General features: G+C 59.8%; 12 protein-coding genes and 1 tRNA gene. 11 read left to right on the forward strand and 2 right to left on the reverse strand.

The features are described 5' to 3' along the window. The first annotated feature begins 68 nt into the window (after window positions 1–68). Entirely contained in the window at window positions 69–2150 is a 2082-nt protein-coding gene (locus ACVIIV_RS09230; protein WP_456743905.1) for a methyl-accepting chemotaxis protein, read from the forward strand. Window positions 2151–2419: 269 nt separating this feature from the next. On the opposite strand, the gene ACVIIV_RS09235 is transcribed toward ACVIIV_RS09230, so the two are convergent. Further along, on the reverse strand, window positions 2420–2794 hold the full coding sequence (locus ACVIIV_RS09235) for a DUF3175 domain-containing protein (protein WP_456743906.1): 375 nt from the start codon (window positions 2792–2794) through the stop codon (window positions 2420–2422). A gap of 182 nt (window positions 2795–2976) precedes the next feature. On the opposite strand from ACVIIV_RS09235, the gene ACVIIV_RS09240 reads away from it, so the two are divergent. From ACVIIV_RS09240 to ACVIIV_RS09250, 3 genes are all read left to right on the forward strand, one after another. Continuing rightward, window positions 2977–4464, forward strand: coding sequence for an MFS transporter (locus ACVIIV_RS09240; protein WP_456748691.1), 1488 nt, complete (start codon window positions 2977–2979; stop codon window positions 4462–4464). A gap of 4 nt (window positions 4465–4468) precedes the next feature. After that, the gene (gene otsB / locus ACVIIV_RS09245; protein ID WP_197964140.1) at window positions 4469–5287 is read left to right on the forward strand and encodes a trehalose-phosphatase; all 819 of its coding nucleotides are present in this window, start codon (window positions 4469–4471) and stop codon (window positions 5285–5287) included. Window positions 5288–5529: 242 nt separating this feature from the next. Continuing rightward, entirely contained in the window at window positions 5530–6993 is a 1464-nt protein-coding gene (locus ACVIIV_RS09250) for a trehalose-6-phosphate synthase (RefSeq protein WP_456743907.1), read from the forward strand. A gap of 165 nt (window positions 6994–7158) precedes the next feature. Here the strand turns inward: ACVIIV_RS09250 and ACVIIV_RS09255 are convergent, their stop codons facing one another. Further along, window positions 7159–7500 carry a hypothetical protein gene (locus ACVIIV_RS09255; protein ID WP_456743908.1) on the reverse strand — a complete coding sequence of 114 codons (342 nt, stop codon included), beginning with the start codon at window positions 7498–7500 and terminating at the stop codon, window positions 7159–7161. 193 nt (window positions 7501–7693) lie between these two features. Between ACVIIV_RS09255 and ACVIIV_RS09260 the strand changes: the two genes are divergently transcribed. From ACVIIV_RS09260 to ACVIIV_RS09290, 7 genes are all read left to right on the forward strand, one after another. After that, window positions 7694–7783 (forward strand) — tRNA-Ser (locus ACVIIV_RS09260). A 914-nt stretch (window positions 7784–8697) separates the two neighbouring features. Beyond that, complete coding sequence (locus tag ACVIIV_RS09265) at window positions 8698–9057, forward strand: type I restriction-modification system subunit M N-terminal domain-containing protein (RefSeq protein WP_456743909.1); 360 nt, start codon at window positions 8698–8700, stop codon at window positions 9055–9057. Window positions 9058–9115: 58 nt separating this feature from the next. Further along, on the forward strand, window positions 9116–10258 hold the full coding sequence (locus ACVIIV_RS09270; RefSeq protein WP_456743910.1) for an N-6 DNA methylase: 1143 nt from the start codon (window positions 9116–9118) through the stop codon (window positions 10256–10258). Between the two features lie 70 nt (window positions 10259–10328). Further along, window positions 10329–10967, forward strand: coding sequence for a restriction endonuclease subunit S (locus ACVIIV_RS09275; protein WP_456743911.1), 639 nt, complete (start codon window positions 10329–10331; stop codon window positions 10965–10967). After that, window positions 10967–12094 carry a BstXI family restriction endonuclease gene (locus ACVIIV_RS09280; RefSeq protein WP_456743912.1) on the forward strand — a complete coding sequence of 376 codons (1128 nt, stop codon included), beginning with the start codon at window positions 10967–10969 and terminating at the stop codon, window positions 12092–12094. Before ACVIIV_RS09275 ends, ACVIIV_RS09280 begins: the two co-directional genes overlap by 1 nt. A gap of 2 nt (window positions 12095–12096) precedes the next feature. Next, window positions 12097–15273, forward strand: coding sequence for a type I restriction endonuclease subunit R (locus ACVIIV_RS09285; RefSeq protein ID WP_456743913.1), 3177 nt, complete (start codon window positions 12097–12099; stop codon window positions 15271–15273). Window positions 15274–15623: 350 nt separating this feature from the next. Beyond that, window positions 15624–16247, forward strand: coding sequence for a recombinase family protein (locus tag ACVIIV_RS09290; RefSeq protein ID WP_456743914.1), 624 nt, complete (start codon window positions 15624–15626; stop codon window positions 16245–16247). Window positions 16248–16305: the final 58 nt, after the last annotated feature.

Here is a 16305-nt window from a genome sequence, read left to right on the forward strand (position 1 = left end):
CTTTGCCCCGTAACGTGCAGCGGAGTCGGGAAGCGGGCTGCTTCCGGGCTGCGCCTGGTTTTCCGCGAATGGAATGGGGTGGGGGAATGTCGGTCAAGTCCAAGTCGAGCCAATCCAAGTCGAGCCAATCGAAGTCGAGCCAATCGAAGCTGCCAACGCTGCGTTTTCGCGCAAAGATCATCCTCGGCTTCGGGGCGGTGCTCGCCATCCTCGCCGTCAGCATGGCATTTGCCTATTTCGGCTTCGAGCGGATCGCAGGCGCCGTGGCATCCTACCGCACCAGCGTATCGGAAGCCGATCAGGCGCGGACGGTCGATCGCGAGCTGATCGCCTATCAGGGGCTGGCACGGGCCTATACCCTGACTGGCGCGGCGGATGACGAGACCGCAGCCAAGGCGGCTGAAGGGAATCTGAAGAGCGCGATTGCCAAGTCGATGGCCGCGACGACCGGCGCCGCCCGCCGTGAGCAGGTCGGCAAGCTCGAGGCCGAGTTCCAGAGCTTTGCGAAAGTCTTCGGCGACATCATCACCCTGACGCGCGAGAACAACAAGATCGCCGCCGACGAGCTCAACAGTGTCGGCAACAAGATCCGTTTCAAATTCGACGATCTCGCCGATACCGCAGCGCTGGCGGGCCTGAGCTCGGTTCAGACCACGGCCAAGGACGTCACCTCGCAATATCTGGCGGTCTCCACCTCGGTCGGCGCCTTCGTGGCCAAGCCGGAGCCGAAGACCGCCGACGGCGTGATCGCCCGCATCAAGTTCCTCGAGACGCTGTTGGTCTCCATCTACGCGAACGACCAAAAGATCACTGATCGCGTCAAGGAGATCGGCGATCTCTTGAAGCAGTACCGCACCTCGTTTGCCAAGCTGACCGAGAACGTGAAGGTCATCGTCAAGCTGAACGGCGAGATGACGAAGACGGCGGCGACCATCCTCAAGCTCTCGGCCGAGCTGCGCTCGGATCTGACCGCGGACCAGCAACGCATCGAGGCGAGCGCCAATGCGACGATCGGAGAGACCGAGCAGCTGATGCTGATGCTGGCGCTGGGCGGGTTGGCCGTCGGCGTCGCGCTGGCCTTGTGGCTCGGCAACGGCATTTCGCGTCCGATGATCGCGATGTGCAAGGCGATGCGGGAGCTGGCCTCGGGCAATTTCGACGTCGTGCTGCCGGGCCTCGGCCGCAAGGACGAGATCGGCGAGATGGCCGGCGCGGTCGAGGAGTTCAAGATTCAAGCCGTTGCAAAAGCCGAGCGCGACGCCGCCGCCAGCGAAGTCCAGAACCGGGAGCAGGCCGCCAGCCGCCGCGCCGAGCTGATCCGCTTTGCCGACGATTTCGAGAGCGCGGTCGGCGCCATCGTCTCCAACGTCTCGGCCTCGGCCGTGCAGCTGGAATCGGCGGCCTCCACCCTGACCCGCACCGCCGAGACCACGCAGAGCCTGTCGAGCCAGGTCGCCGGCGTCTCCGAGCAGGCCTCCTCCAACATGCAGTCGGTCGCGACCGCGACCGAAGAGCTCTCGGCCTCGGTCGAGGAGATCGGCCGCCAGGTCCGCGATTCCAGCCGCATCGCCGAGGCCGCCGTGGTGCAGGCCAGGGAAACCGACGGCCGCATCGGCAAGCTGTCGCATGCCGCCCAGCAGATCGGCGAAGTGGTCAAGCTGATCACGGCGATCGCCGAGCAGACCAACCTGCTCGCGCTCAACGCCACCATCGAGGCCGCCCGCGCCGGCGAGGCCGGCCGCGGCTTCGCGGTTGTGGCGAGCGAGGTGAAATCGCTGGCAAGCCAGACCGCGAAGGCAACGGACGAGATCTCCTCACACATCTCGGGCATGCAGGGTGCCACCGCCGAATCGGTCGCCGCCATCAAGGAGATCGGCGCGACCATCGGCCAGATCTCGTCGATCTCGACCTCGATCGCGAGCGCGGTCGAGCAGCAGGGCGCCGCCACCCAGGAGATCGCCCGCAGCGTCCAGACCGTCGCGCAGGGCACCCAGACCGCGGCCACCGATATCGGCGAGGTCAACCGCGGCGCCGCCGAGACCGGCTCGGCTTCGGAAGAGGTGCTGAACTCGGCCAAGACCCTGTCGAGCGAAAGCACCCGTCTCCGCGCCGAGCTCGACCGCTTTATGGCGAATATCCGGGCGGCGTAGGTTCGCTGCCTCTAAGTTCGCGGCGTGAAGCCGACCCTATCGCCTCACACTCGCTGTCGTCCCGGACAAGCGCGCCCTCAAGCGCGCGCCGATCCGGGACCCACAACCACCGAATTGCGTTGTTGCACGCGCCGGTAACTCCGAGCCTTCGCAAAACGATTGCTGCGGAGTATGGGTCCCGGATCAGCGCTCCGCTCCCGACAACGCTGCGCGTTGCCGGCAGCTCCGCTTGTCCGGGACGACAGCGGAGCAAAAAAGGCGCGCAAGCCTCACTCCTTCCCGAATGCCCGCTTCAGCTCGACCTTTGCGCGCTCCAGCCGCGTGCGCTGCGTCTTCGGCAGCGTCTTGCCGGCGCGATTGATGTAGAACGTCAGCATCGACAGCGCCGAGCGATAGGCGCCGGTCTTGCGGCGGGAGCTGTGCTCGGCCGAACGCTTCAGCGAGGCCGCTATCTTCCGGGGATCCCTCAGCTTGAACACACCGCGCTTGAGATCGAGCGCGTCGCTCTCCTGCGTCACCCGTTGCGACCAGCGCCTCGGCGCTGCACGGCGACTTGACCTCTTGCGCGTCGTACTCGGCTTGCGGCGCGCGGCGTTGCGCGCGCCTGTCTTCCGTGAATGTGTCGTCTTTCTGACCTGAGCCATGCGTCAACTCCTTGGAGCTCAATCGGAAACGGGTGTGCTTGAAGGCTGTTCCCGTGGGAACCGAGCCTCATCGCAAACGTTGTCGCAGGTGGCAGGCAGAATGCCGCACCCCCATGATCGGATCGACCCCGTCCACGTCATGTGAACCGGGGCCGCTTCCATTGATCAGACGCAACAACCCGATGGAATTGCAGCAAAGCCCAGCGCTGAACTATGCACCCGTAGTCCCGGCGGCGACCGCGACCGACCGCATCGTCGAGACCAGCATTCCCTCGCGGCTCGACGCCCTGCCGTGGAGCGGCTTTCACACCCGCGTCGTGCTCGCGCTGGGTATCACCTGGATTCTCGACGGGCTCGAGGTAACTCTCGCCGGCGCGCTCTCCGGTGCGTTGAAGCAGAGCCCGTCGCTGCATTTCTCCAATCTCGATCTCGGCATCGCCAACTCCGCCTATCTCGCGGGCGCCGTGCTCGGTGCGCTCGGCTTCGGCTGGCTGACCGATCGCATCGGCCGCAAGAAACTGTTCTTCATCACGCTTGCGCTCTATCTCTCGGCAACGGCCGCGACCGCCCTGTCGTGGGATGTCGCAAGCTACGCGCTATTCCGCTTCCTCACCGGCGCCGGCATCGGCGGCGAATATACGGCGATCAACTCGACCATCCAGGAGCTGGTGCCGGCACGCTATCGCGGCTGGACCGATCTCGTCATCAACGGCAGCTTCTGGATCGGTGCTGCGATGGGCGCGGTGGCGGCCATCGTGCTGCTCGATCCCGCCGTAACCGGCCCCGATCTCGGCTGGCGCCTGGCTTATCTGATCGGCGCGGCCATCGGCCTCGTCGTGCTGTTGATGCGAATGTGGATCCCGGAAAGTCCGCGCTGGCTGATGATCCATGGCCGTCCCGACGAGGCCCATGCCATCGTTGACGGCATCGAGCGCTCGGTGGTCGGGCATGACCAGGATACGAGCGACGGGCGCTTCACGAAGATCCGGTTGAAGATGCGCGACCACACGCCGATCGCCGAGGTCGTGCACACGTTGTTCTCGGTCTATCGCCAGCGCGCGCTGGTCGGCCTCGTGCTGATGAGCGCGCAGGCGTTCTTCTACAACGCCATCTTCTTCACCTTCGCGCTAGTGCTGACCGATTTCTACGGCATCAGCGCCGATCACGTCGGCTGGTACCTCTTGCCCTTCGCCGCCGGCAATTTCCTCGGGCCCCTCCTGCTCGGCCGCTTGTTCGATACGCTGGGACGCCGCACCATGATCACGTTCACTTATGGCGTGTCAGGCCTGTTGCTGGCGCTGTCAGGCTATCTGTTCTCGATCGGCGTGCTGAGCGCGCAGGGGCAGACCATCGCCTGGATGGTGATCTTCTTCTTTGCCTCGCCCGCCGCGAGCGCGGCCTATCTCACCGTCAGCGAGAACTTCCCGCTCGAAGTTCGCGCACTGGCGATCGCGGTGTTCTATGCGGTCGGCACCGGCATCGGCGGCGTGATCGGCCCTGCGCTGTTCGGCGCGCTGATCGACACGGGATCACGCAACAGCGTGTTCGCCGGCTATCTGCTGGGGGCAGTCCTGATGATCGCGGCTGCGATCGTGGCGTGGCGCTATGCCGTCTCCGCGGAGCGCAAATCGCTCGAACACATCGCACGCCCGCTCGCCTTTATGGAGTAGACTGATGAAATCGGAACTTGCGGAAATGGCATTGGACCAGAAGCGCACCATGCTGGATGACGACACGCCGGAAACGGTGCCGGTGCCGCATGCGCTGGTGCCGCATCTCGATGAAATCGCCATTCTGCTCGACATCGACGGCACGCTGCTGGAGCTGATGCCGACGCCGCGCGAGGTGTGGGTGCCGCCGGGCCTGTCGGAGACGCTGAAGCATCTGACCGAGCGCACCTCCGGGGCGCTGGCGCTGGTCAGCGGCCGCTCGCTCAACGACATCGACCTGATCTTCGCGCCGGATGTGTTCCGCGCCGTCGCCGGCCACGGCGCGGAGATGCGGCTGTCGGTGGACAGTGAAGCGGATGACGTGCACGCGCCGCCGCTCGACAAGGAGCTGAAGCGGCGCCTGGCCGCCATCGCCAAGCTCAGCCCCGGCATTCTGCTCGAGGACAAGGGCTATTCGCTCGCGCTGCATTACCGCCTTGCGCCGCATGCGGAGAAGGCGATTTACGAATCCGTTTCGCTGATCCGCGCCGATCTGCCCAATGCGCCGATCGAGGTGCTGCCGGGCAAGTTCGTCTGCGAGATCAAGCATTCCGGTTTCACCAAGGCGAGCGGCGTGCGCGAGTTGATGAAGCACGAGCCGTTCAGCGGACGACGCCCCTTGTTCATCGGCGACGACGTCACCGATGAAACGGTGTTCGCGATCATGCCCGACATGGACGGGCTCGCCTTCTCGGTCGGCCGCCGCGCCATGGGCGTGAATGGCCACTTCGATGCGCCGAGCGATGTGCGTGCCTTCCTCGCGCGCCTGCTCGATCCGAGGTGAAACAAAGGCAGCGCCACCTCGCAGACATAAATGCCTTCAACGCAGCGCCATTGCGCGCCTCAATGCATGCTGCGCAACCGAAACCGAAAAGCTGTCTTTGCAGCAAAATTCGCGGGTTCCGCGAGCGAGGCCAGTTCCAACGCGCGCGCCCGATTTTGGTTTCAATTGGTTGAAACGATGGTCAGGAACCATATTGATGAACGGCAGTTAAACGGGGTGGAATGAACAGGAGGGGACGACCTGTGAACTTGATCGTCGTTTCAAATCGTGTCGCCCGCGGCAAACCCAACGAGCCCATGACGGGCGGCCTTGCGGCGGCATTGCTTCCCGTGGTGGAACATTCTGGTGCGATCTGGGTCGGTTCCTCCGGCCGGGTGCGTGATGGCCATCAGAAGGAACCTTTCGCCGAGATCGAGGCGCTCGGCACGGGCGCGATTGCGACGCTGGATCTGCCGGCGGCGCATTACGGCGGTTATTACGAAGGCTTCGCCAATTCGGCACTGTGGCCGGCACTGCATTCGCGCAGCGACCTGATCCGCGTCTCGCGCGAGGACTATGTCAGCTATCGCGAGGTCAACGCCTTCATGGCGCGGGCCCTGCTGCGCTTCCGAAAAGCCAAGACCGCGTTCTGGGTGCAGGACTATCATTTTCTCGCGCTTGGCGCCGAGCTGCGCGACCTCAGCGTCGATGATCCCATCGGCTTCTTCCTGCATACGCCGTGGCCCGTCGCCGCGGTGATGCAGGGCGTGCCCAACCATCGCGAGCTGATCACGGCGATGCTGGCCTACGATCTGCTCGGTTTCCAGACCGAGGAAGATCGCCAGAATTTTCTGGGTTATGTCGGCGGCGAGCTCGGCCTTGCCATCGAGGACGGCGTTGCGATCTCGCAGCATGGGCGCACGCGCTGCGAAGTCTTCCCCATCGGCATCGATGCGGAGAAGTTCGCTGCCTATGCCGCAAAGTCAGCCTCGCATCCTGATGTATCGCGGCTGCGCCGCAGCCTCAACGGCGAGCGTCTCGCGATCGGCGTCGACCGGCTCGATTATTCCAAGGGTCTCGTCAACCGCATCAGCGCGTTCGACCGGCTCTGGACCGAGCAGCCGCAGTTTGCGCGCAGCATCTCTCTGCTTCAGATCGCCAATCCCTCGCGCGGCGGCATCGAGGCCTATGGCAATCTCCAGAACGAGGTCGCGCGCCTCGTCACCGACGTCAATGGCCGCCACGGCGAGGTCGACTGGACGCCGATCCGCTACTTGAACAAAGGCTTCAGCCAGGCCGTGCTCGCGGGTCTCTATCGCACCGCGCAGATCGGCGTGGTGACGCCGCTGCACGACGGCATGAACCTCGTCGCCAAGGAATACGTCGCCGCGCAAAACCCGGCCGATCCCGGCGTGCTGGTACTGTCGAAGTTCGCGGGCGCCGCCAACGAGCTCGACGCCGCGCTGCTGGTCAATCCGCACGACATCGACGGCATGGCCCGCGCGATCGCGGTCGCCGCATCCATGCCGCTCACCGAGCGCAAGATGCGCTGGGACGCGATGATGAAGAAGCTGCGCGGCCACACCATCCAGCAATGGTCCGCGGATTTCGTCGCCGGACTCGAGAAGTGCCGCACCGAGAAGGCCGCCGTCGCCCCGCTCGCAGCCCAGCCGCCGCAGGCGCTGCGCTGGCTGAAGTCGGCGATATCAGGCGTGCGGTTGATTTAGCGCTCTTCTCCCTCTCCCCGTTCTTACGGGGAGAGGGGCGGGGTGAGGGGCCTGTTTCCGCAAGGACGGTGACAGTCGGTTTCGCGGAGAGTCCCCCTCACCCGGATTGCATCGAAGATGCAATCCGACCTCTCCCCGCAAGCGGGGCGAGGTGGAGTCGCCCCCTCAATAGCAATATGAGACGCCATCCAGGATCGCGCACTGCCGCTTGTTCGGCGCGTTGGGGTTATCCAGCGGCACCACGCCCTTGCCCTGGCCGACGAACACGCCGGTCCCGACATGCACCGAGCTCTTGTTGCCGATGATGACGCTCTGATGCGGCGTCGAGCTCAAGCGCGTGCCGTCCGGCCAGAAGATGGCATCGCCCGACAGCACCCCGCGCCGTCCGTCCTCGCAGCTGACGTCGACGCCTTGACGGGTGCAGACCTGCGCCAGGGCCGGGGCGGCAAGGGCGGAGCCGAGGGCCGAAATCAGGCTCAGCGCGGCGATGGTGTTGTGGATGGTCATGGCGTCCCCGGGGGTGTTTGGCGGCTTGCCGTGAATCGTCGCGCCAGAGCCGCCCGTGGTTCACCCGGCAGTGGGTCAGGGCACGTATGAAGCCGGATATTGTGCTGTAAATACAATAAGTTGCGGAAAATCGCCCGATTTGTCCCGCCATCCCTTGCAAAATCATCGGCGCCCCTTCAAGAGAGGGCGCTCCGGAGAGATGGCCGAGTGGCTTAAGGCGCACGCTTGGAAAGCGTGTGTGCGGGAAACCGTACCGTGGGTTCGAATCCCACTCTCTCCGCCATCCCGCTAAAATCGTCTCGTACCGAAGGCTGGAGAGAGGCCAGAAACTCTGCTGTTTTCCCGCTTTTCTGCGCGCGGAGAACTCGCATTCATATGTCGGAGAGCCTTGGATGCCCCCTGGAGAACCGAATTTTCTCCGAATCTTCGAACCCGCGAAATTGGTCTAGTACGGCATTTCTCGGAAAATCAACGGCTTGATCGGCCCGCGGTTTGGATCTCTCTCGCTCATGGGACTGAGGGAGCCGGACTGCCGGAGAACTCTCGAATGTTCCGGTGGATATCGTCCGGGGAAACTCCAGCGCGTCTGGTTACGATTCGTTGGCATCTGAGCCTTGCCGTCAAAGGACGGTACCAACATTCTGCCGAGTGGCGCGATTCGCTCGCAAATGCGATGGCCTCCTTCTTCTGATGCAGCCGAGCGGCGGCGACAACTACCGGTTCGCCCTTCGAAGCAGCGAACCTTTGCACTCGGAGTGTATCCGACGTGCCGTTGGCCGCCAGGACCGGACGCAATTGGCAGCGCAGGGGACCGGCCCATCAACTCATCGCACAGCCGCGCAAGCCCCAATACGGCAGTCAATTCTCGTAGTAACGGAAGGATTGATGGCCAGGCGCGGGAGAGCGTTGGCGTCATGCGTTAGGTAGCTGGTTGTTTTCACTCGTTCACGCCGCGGCCGGCCACCCTCCCTTCCCCAAATGCAACAAAAGGCCTGGCGTCGTCCTCGTTCACCAGCACGAGGAAGGAGCCAGACCGCTCTGCGCGTTCGGGCCGGCGCACGGTGCAGGCCATTGGTGCCCAAATCATTGACAAACGGGTGATTCCAATCTCACTTCAGACTTATGCATCATGCTAAAGACTGGGGACTGCTAAGAATGCCGAGAGGACGGCAGAACGAGAGAGAAGCGGAGCTCAAAGTGATAGACGCCAACAAGTTCAGCGACGCCGGCCGGAATGGCAATGCGGCGAACTTGGGCTTCGAGACCCAGTTGTTTCTTGCGGCTGACAAACTCCGCAAAAACCTTGAGCCATCTGACTACAAACACGTGGCACTCGGACTGATCTTTCTGAAGCATATCTCGAGCGCATTTGAGGCAAAGCACGCTGCTTTGCTGTCGGAAGATGCTGCTGCGGCTGAAGATCCCGACGAATATCTGGCGGAGAACGTTTTTTGGGTCCCGAAAGAGGCCCGCTGGTCCCATTTGCAGGACAATGCTCGCCAAGTTCAAATAGGCAAGCTCATCGACGACGCCATGGGGCGCGATCGAGCAAGCTAATCCGGGACTCAAAGGCGTCCTGCCGAAGGATTATAACCGGCCGGCCCTCGACAAAGTCATGTTGGGGGAGTTGATCGACCTCATTTCCGGAATCGGAATGGGGGAGCCCGGCGACACGGCCAAGGATATTCTCGGTCGCGTTTACGAGTATTTCCTTGGCGGCTTCGCTGGCTCTGAGGGAAAAAGAGGCGGTGAGTTCTACACACCGCGCTCGGTTGTGCGTGTGTTGGTCGAGATGCTGGAACCCTATAGGGGCCGAGTATATGACCCCTGCTGTGGCTCGGGCGGAATGTTTGTGCAGTCAGAAAAATTTGTCGAGAGTCATGGGGGACGCCTTGGTGATATTGCGATCTATGGTCAAGAGAGCAATTACACAACTTGGCGATTGTGCAAGATGAACCTTGCGGTGCGCGGCATTGACGCGGACATTCGATGGAACAACGAGGGCAGCTTCCATAAAGACGAATTGAGGGATCTGCGCTTCGACTATATTCTTGCCAATCCACCATTTAACATCTCAGACTGGGGCGGCGACCGGCTGCGCGAAGACGGTCGATGGAAATTCGGTATCCCGCCCGAAAGCAATGCAAACTATGCCTGGCTGCAACATATCGCCCATCATCTTTCGCCGGATGGGTTGGCGGGAGTAGTTCTCGCCAACGGCTCACTGACATCGAATCAGTCAGGCGAGGGCGAGATCCGCAAGATGATGGTCGAAGCGGATTTAGTGGATTGCATCATCACTCTTCCCGCTCAGCTGTTTTACTCGACACAGATTGCCGCGAGCCTTTGGTTTCTGGCGCGCAACAAATCTCCGCGCAACCAGCGTGATAGAAGCAAGTCGATCCTAATGATTGACGCGCAACGTATGGGACATTTGGTTGATCGAACACGACGTGAACTATCCGATAGTGAGATTTTTCATATCGTCTCGACATACCATGCTTGGCAGGGGCGATCTCATGCCGCGGAGTATGTGGATGTTCCTGGCTTTTGTCGATCCTGCTCCTTAAATGAAATAGCAGAGCACGGATACGCGCTCGTCCCGGGCCGGTACGTGGGGTTTCCGCCGTTGGCTCTTGAGGATGCGACTCTCAGCTCTCTTCGGTCAGAATTTCTCACTGTCATCGACGAAGTCGCGGGGTTCGCCAACGACTTGGAATCTTCGATGAACCGTCTTCGGATATTGTTCCATGGCTAAGCCATATCTGCCCATACCGTCACGTTGGACAAGCATCACATTGAGACCCAACGCAAAGCAGTGCTGCATCATGTCCGCCGAAAGTGGCGGAACGCCGAAAACTGGAGAAGACAGCTATTGGGACGGAGGAATTCCGTGGCTGACTCCCAAGGAAATTACGGGAGACTATACGCCCCTCTATGTTTCTCATACTGAAAGGACCATTTCTCGGATTGGACTGACAAATAGTGCTGCGAAGCTCCTGCCCGCTGGCACCGTGCTGCTCACAAAGCGCGCGCCAGTCGGCACCGTTGCCGTTGCTGCCGTTCCCATCACAACCAATCAAGGCTTTTTGAATTTTGTCTGCGGTCCGCGACTGAATCCTCTTTACTTGGCCTTTTGGTTGCGCGCCAACAAGATCTATCTCGATGCAGTCGCTAATGGATCAACGTATCCCGAATTGTACAAAGGCGATCTGTTTGAATTTGAGATGGGGGTGCCTCCGCCTGACGAGCAGAAAGCAATTGTGAGCTATTTCCTGGCGATCCAAAAACTGCTCTTCTCCTGTAATATGGCCGAACAGTCGTCCACAAATGTGGAGGAAGTTACTCGGATTCAGTCGAAGGTGCGCAGGATCATCGAGTTGCGCGAGCAGTTAGCGCCGTTTTTGTTGACTGGACGCTTGTCATCCGAGAATTCACGGCTTGATCTCGCAAAGGCGGTCCTTTGATGCCAATCTGCGGAATAAATGGGTGTCGTAGATTAAAAGGACATGATGGAGTCCACGAGCATTACCCAACAAAGGCGTGGGACTTCTTAAGAGAGAAAGACAAGAAGAAGATCAACAAAGCCGGTTTTGCGACGCCACGCGGGGGAGAAAAAGGCGCGTATCAAAACCATGTCAGTCGGGCAAATAGGGTCATCATTCCATTCGAGCGCTTGGCGGGCTTGGATCTTGAGCATTTCCGCGACGGGTATGTGATACGAGTTCACGCAGATCAGTACTTCAGCGCGCAGCATACCGTTCGCACGGAAATAGCACAGCACAACGTCATCGTTGGGCAAAACGCATTTGTCCTTTATCGGACACATGATCAATATGACAGGCTTCCCCCATCTCCGGGATGGGAAGTGCGTTACTTGGAGAAAGATGGCGAACGAGTTGATCGCAGAGGGGACGGAGCGGTAGACCATGGCCATTACGTGATGCGCATTGCTGCACATGGAAATCGGAAGGAGATCATTGAGGGGCCGCCGCAAGGCATATTCGCGCCGGAGTACTGTGATGCCGAAAACAATTTCTTATCGAAATGCCTACTTGCTTGGCTCATAAATCAAACCATTGACAGCCCATACGTGGGTGCTCAAGCGGAGTGGCTGGAAGAAATCCTAATCTCCGAGGGCCTCTTGGCGAAAGATCTTTTTGAGCGGCGAGGGCTGACAAGGAACGGATTGACGAATTGCCCCCTGTGCCTAAAGCAACTTAGGTATCCAGAGCTGCATGAAACAATTGTATTCTCAGAAGAGGACGCGCTCCTCAATGCGGCTGAGCAAATTGTCAATGCAACTCGCTCGACCATAGTAAACTTATTTCACGTTCAGCCGCTAACGTATTCTGATGTTTGTCACAACGCACAGAATGTGGCGTGGGGCCATGCAATATGTAACACGAAACTTGGGCAGCGCCGTTGCTTTTCGGTCCCGGAGTTAGAGGACATGGGCGTAAAGATCGCTGCTCTCCGCGATGGCCAGTTTGAGACTTTTGCGTGGGCGAGCGAATCGTTTGAAATGATTCGATCACCCAACGGCGCGGTTTGGGTCAGAATTACATCCGATCATCTGCAAGCGGATAGCTAGACGTGGCACCCGTCCTCACTGAGGGTATTGTGGAAGAAGCGGCACTTGCTTGGCTCTCAGAGCTTGGTTACCGAACGGGCAATGCGCTTGCGGTGGGCCCAGACAGTACTTCGCCAGAGCGCGCCACGTATGCAGACGTAGTCTTGTTGAAGCGGTTGAGATCCGCGATCCAGCGGTTGAATCCGAGGCTCTCGGCGGAATCCCGAGAACAGGCTCTGTTCAAGCTGCTTCAAACGGAAACACCGGCTCTCGTGAGAGAAAACCGACGACTTCATCGCTACATGATCGAAGGCGTCCCGTTGGAAGTTCGCCGACCTGATGGCTCTGTCGGAGGCGAGCATGTTCGCCTCATTGATTTCGAGGACGCGGATGCCAACGATTGGCTCGCTTTGAACCAGTTCACGGTGATCGAGAGCGGCGCAAACCGACGACCCGACGTAGTGGTATTTATCAATGGTCTCCCTATCGGTGTCATCGAGCTGAAAAATCCTGGTGACGAGGGCGCGACGCTCGAAGGGGCGTTCAATCAATTGCAAACCTACAAGTCGCAGATACCTTCGGTCTTTCGGACCAACGCGGTGTTGGTGATTTCAGATGGTATCGCTGCGCGGGTCGGCACGCTCACGGCCGACAGGGAGCGATTCATGCCATGGCGGACTGTCGCGGGCGATGACCTCGCGGCAAGATGCAGCCCTGAACTGGAAACCGTTCTAAAGGGGGTATTTGGACGGCAGCTGATCCTGAGCTTGCTCCGCGACTTTACTGTGTTTGGCGAATCCGGAAGCGAGGTCGTCAAAGTCTTGGCTGGCTATCATCAATTTCACGCTGTGCGTGAGGCCGTCACCCGTACCTTGGGAGCGAGCGCGCCGGGGGGCGACCGAAGAGCGGGGGTCATCTGGCATACGCAAGGGTCGGGCAAGAGTCTGCTGATGGCGTTCTATGCCGGGCAGATAATAAAGCATCCGGCGCTGAAGAACCCGACGCTTGTTGTGCTTACTGATCGGAATGATCTCGATGATCAGCTGTTCGGCACTTTCAGTATGTGTAAGGACCTGCTGCGCCAGACGCCCCAGCAGGCACTCGATCGAGCTCATTTACGGGAACTCTTGGATCGACCTTCGGGCGGAGTAATTTTCACAACTTTGCAAAAATTCGTGCCGGCGGCGGGAGCTCAAGATTATCCCGTCCTCACTGGCCGCCGCAACGTGATTGTGATCGCCGACGAGGCGCACCGCAGCCAATATGGATTTCGGGCACGCGTGGAGAAATCTGGAGAATTTTCGTATGGGTTCGCCAAGTACATGCGAGATGGCCTGCCCAATGCCTCTTTCATCGGATTCACAGGCACGCCTATCGAGAAAGAGGACGTGAACACTCCAGCTGTGTTCGGCAACTACATCGATATTTACGATGTCAGCCGCGCGGTCGAAGATGGTGCGACCGTTCCGATCTATTATGAGAGTCGGCTTGCGCGCATTGAGCTAAGTGAGGATGAGAAGCCGAAAATCGACGCGGAGCTTTCGGAGCTGACTGAAGACGAAGCGCAGAACGAGCAAGAGCGTCTCAAGCGCAAATGGTCGAACGTCGAAGCGCTCGTTGGAGCGGACAAGCGAATTGCCTTGGTGGCACAGGATTTGGTGTCACACTTTGAGGATCGTATCGGAGCCCTCGACGGCAAGGCGATGATTGTGTGTATGAGTCGTCGCATTTGCGTGGCCCTTTATAACGCCATAGTAGAGCTACGACCTGAGTGGCATAGCGAAAACGACGAGGCCGGCGTAATCAAGGTTGTGATGACCGGGGCGGCCTCCGATCCGCCGAGCTGGCAGACACACATTGGCAAGCGCTCGAAGGCCCGGCGAGAGTTGTTGGCGAAGCGAGCCAAATCTCCCGACGACCCGCTTAAGCTGGTGATTGTCCGAGACATGTGGCTTACGGGCTTTGATGCGCCCTGCATGCATACAATGTATGTCGATAAGCCCATGAAAGGTCATGGTCTCATGCAGGCGATCGCCCGCGTCAATCGTGTATTCCGCGACAAGCCGGCAGGTCTAATCGTGGACTACATCGGGATTGCTCAGGATTTGAAGATTGCGTTGGGCCAGTATTCCGCTCGGGACCAGGAGGAGACAGGGATCGATGAAGCCGATGCGATTCGCGTCCTCATGGGAAAATACGAAGTTGCGAGAGCGATATTCCGCCCAGACATGTCTGGCGGGTTCGACTACCGCCCTGCACTTCTAATAGAGGCGACGCCCCAGCTCAGACTCGGCATCATGGCCAGTGCGATCGACTGGGTGTTAACACTCCAGCAAAAGGATGCGGAAAGAGAAACGAGCGACGAGGGCAGAAAACGGGCTCATCGGCGATTTGCAGATGTTGTCGTTTCTCTTACGAAGGCGTTCGCCCTTGCAGCAGGCAGCGATGAGGCTCGTAGGATTCGAGAAGAGGTCGGCTTTTTCCAGGCGGTCCGCGCGGCCCTTCTTAAACCGGTGCCTGGCGATGGGAGGAAAAGCCACGCGGAGCGTGAACTAGCAATTCAGCAGATTGTCAGTCGGGCGATAGTGTCCACGGAAATCGTCGACATCATGAAAGCAGCAGGTATCAAAACCCCTGACATTTCGATCCTCTCTGACGAGTTCTTGGCCGAAGTGCGTCAGATGGACAAGAGGAACTTAGCGATAGAGGCGCTGAAAAAGCTGATCAACGGGGCGGTCCGTTCTCAGGCGAAGCGCAACGTTACTCAGTCAAAAGCATTTTCCGAGCGGCTGGAAGCCGCCATTGCGCGCTATCACGCGAATGCCATCTCTACCACAGAAGTTCTCGAAGAGCTAATTCGGCTTGCTCAAGATATTCGGTCGGCTCGGGCCCGAGGCGAGGAGGCCGGTCTCACCGACGAGGAGGTTGCCTTCTACGATGCGCTTGCGGAAAACGCGAGTGCACGGGCTATGATGGGCGAGCCAGCATTGCGGATGATTGCTCACGAACTGGTGAGCGTGATCAAAAGCAATCTTACTGTGGATTGGATGCATCGCGATTCGGCAAGGGCGAACATTAGGCGTCATGTGAAGCGGCTGCTTCGCAGGTATGGCTATCCGCCAGACTTACAGGATGCGGCGGTCAGGAGCGTGTTGCAGCAGGCTGAGGCGCTCTCCAGCGAATTAGCGACTACGCCATGAGCCTGCTTCGGAATGCGTCGGCTAGCACGGGCGTTGTCCATTCGGGCGCGAACTCCGAGCGGCGCCAATCCATCGGTTGATGGGCAGGCAGCCGCATTACGTAAAAGGCACTGCAACGATCTCGACCAGCGTGTCGGTGGGACTCATCGCGACTGCAAGCATTCCAGCAGGCGCGCTGTATTGGTGGCGGCAAACTCAAATGAGCCCCGCCTAAGTGTACTCGTTAGCACTGGCCGGCATTAAGTGCGCAACTTCGCACGCTTGGCGGAGGATTGCGCTAACATTTTGGGAAATGAGCGATCGGCCGCTTAGTATATATTCCTGAAGATGATGTTGCTCCGGAGGCTAATATGAAGCGCGTCGGCATCTATCTTAAAGTTTCACCGGAGGGGCAGGCCACGGAGGATCAGCGACGAGAGCTAGAAGCTGTTGCGGCACGCTCTGGCTGGCATGTGGTCGGGCTCTATGAAGATGCTGAAAGTTTCGACGGTCGTAATCCTCATCGTTCCGCCTTCGATCGGCTACTCAAGGACGCGGCGGCGCGTAAAATCGATATGATCATCACTTGGTCCGTGAACTGGCTCGGTCGCAGTCTGCGGGACTTGGTGCGCGTCCTAACGCAGTTGCAGACCCTTGAGTGCGATCTGTATCTGCACCAGCAGGGACTCGATACCAGCACGCCAGTGGGCAAGGGGATGTTTCAGATGGTCGCTGCATTTGCAGAGTTCGAGCGTGCCGTGGCCGGCGAGGGTGTCAGCGCGGGCCTTGTGCGAGCCAAGGGGAGAGGCACCAAAGTCGGTCGGCGTCCGGTGACGGCCTCGATAGAAAAGCGGATACTTGAGCTTCGCGCAGAGGGAATGGGTATTCTGAAAATTGGTCGCACCCTTGGTATCGGCACGTGGGTGGTACAACGCGTGGTCCTATTAGCCGAAAAGAATCAAAATCCAAGGAGCCGCTCTCGAGATGGCATTTGAAGCAGACTCGTCCGGCAGCTCGGAAGGCCCGGTAAACGCTCCCACGGCCCATGCTTTG

This window comes from Bradyrhizobium sp. USDA 4354, from assembly GCF_054060315.1.